This window comes from Rathayibacter sp. AY1F4, from assembly GCF_002931775.1.
In the GTDB taxonomy this organism is placed as follows: Bacteria; Actinomycetota; Actinomycetes; order Actinomycetales; family Microbacteriaceae; genus Rathayibacter.
This window is the reverse complement of record NZ_PSVE01000051.1, coordinates 1-1,330: the sequence shown is the minus strand read 5'-3', so window position 1 is coordinate 1,330 and position 1,330 is coordinate 1. Positions and strand designations below refer to the sequence as shown.

Below are 1,330 nucleotides of genomic sequence, written 5' to 3'. Positions count from 1 at the left end.
GGCGTCGGCGGCGCTGTCGGCGGCGAGAGCGAGCTCCGCGTACCGCTTGGCGTCGTCGAGGGTGTGCTCGGCCAGCTCGGCGCGGACGTCGGCGAGAGCCGACGGCGACATCGAGAGGGTGGTGGCGCCGAGGCCGACGAGGACCACGGCGAGCAGCGGGTCGGCGGCGGCTTCTCCGCAGATCCCGACGGGCTTGCCCAGCGCCGCTCCCGCGCGGCCGACCTCGCCGACGAGGCGGAGCACGGCCGGGTGCCACGGGTCCTGGAACGCCGAGACCGTGCCGAGCATGCGGTCGGCGGCGAGCGTGTACTGGGTCAGGTCGTTGGTGCCGATCGAGGCGAAGTCCGCGACTCCGAGGATGCGGTCGGCGAGCAGGGCGGAGGAGGGGACCTCCACCATCACTCCGGCGGTGCGGATGCCGAGCTCCCGCGCCATCGAGGTGAAGTAGCGGGTCTCGTCCACGGTCGCGACCATCGGCGCCATGACCCAGAGGTCGGCGTCGGTCGCGGCATCGGCCTGGGCGAGGGCGGTGAGCTGGTCGCGGAGGATCTGCTCGCTGGCGCGGAGCGCACGCAGTCCGCGGAGACCGAGGGCGGGGTTCTCCTCGTGGTCGTCGTTGAGGAAGCTCAGCGGCTTGTCGGCGCCGGCGTCGAGCGCGCGGACGACGACCTTGCGGCCGGGGAACGCGGCGAGCAGGCGCGTGTACTGCTCCGCCTGCTCGGCGACCGAGGGCGCCTCCTTCGCGTCGAGGAAGAGGAACTCGGTGCGGAACAGCCCCACTCCCTCGGCGCCGAGCTCGACCGCGTTCGCAGCGCCGTCGGCCGAGCCGAGGTTCGCGAGCAGCGGCACGGAGTGGCCGTCGGCCAGCGCGCCGGGGACGACCGGTGCGGCGAGCATCTCGGCGCGCTCGGCGATCGAGGACTTCGCGGCGCCGATCTCGGCGTCCGAGGGGTTCACCGTCACGACGCCGGAGGTGGCGTCGAGGATGACGAGCTGGCCGTCCCGCAGGTCGAGGGCGCCGGTGGTGCCGACGATGGCGGTGATCGACTTCTCCCGGGCGAGGATCGCCGTGTGCGAGGTCGGCCCTCCGTCGCTGGTGATCAGGCCGAGGACCTTCTCGAGGTCGAGCAGCGCCGTGTCGGCCGGAGCGAGGTCGCGGGCGACGAGCACGAACGGCTCGTCCGACTCGGGGACGCCGGGAGCGGCGACGCCGCGCAGGTGCGCCACGACGCGCTGCGAGACATCGTCGAGGTCGGTCGCGCGCTCGGCCATGTAGCCGCCCATCGCCACGAGCAGGTCGCGGAAGCCGGCGAAGGCCTCGTGCACGGCG

Annotated in this window: 1 protein-coding gene; it reads right to left on the bottom strand. The window is 73.9% G+C overall.

The genetic code is table 11. The features are described from left to right. On the bottom strand, positions 1-1,330 hold a 1,330-nt coding region (gene ptsP, locus C5C59_RS16945), incomplete at both ends, for a phosphoenolpyruvate--protein phosphotransferase (protein ID WP_104251332.1).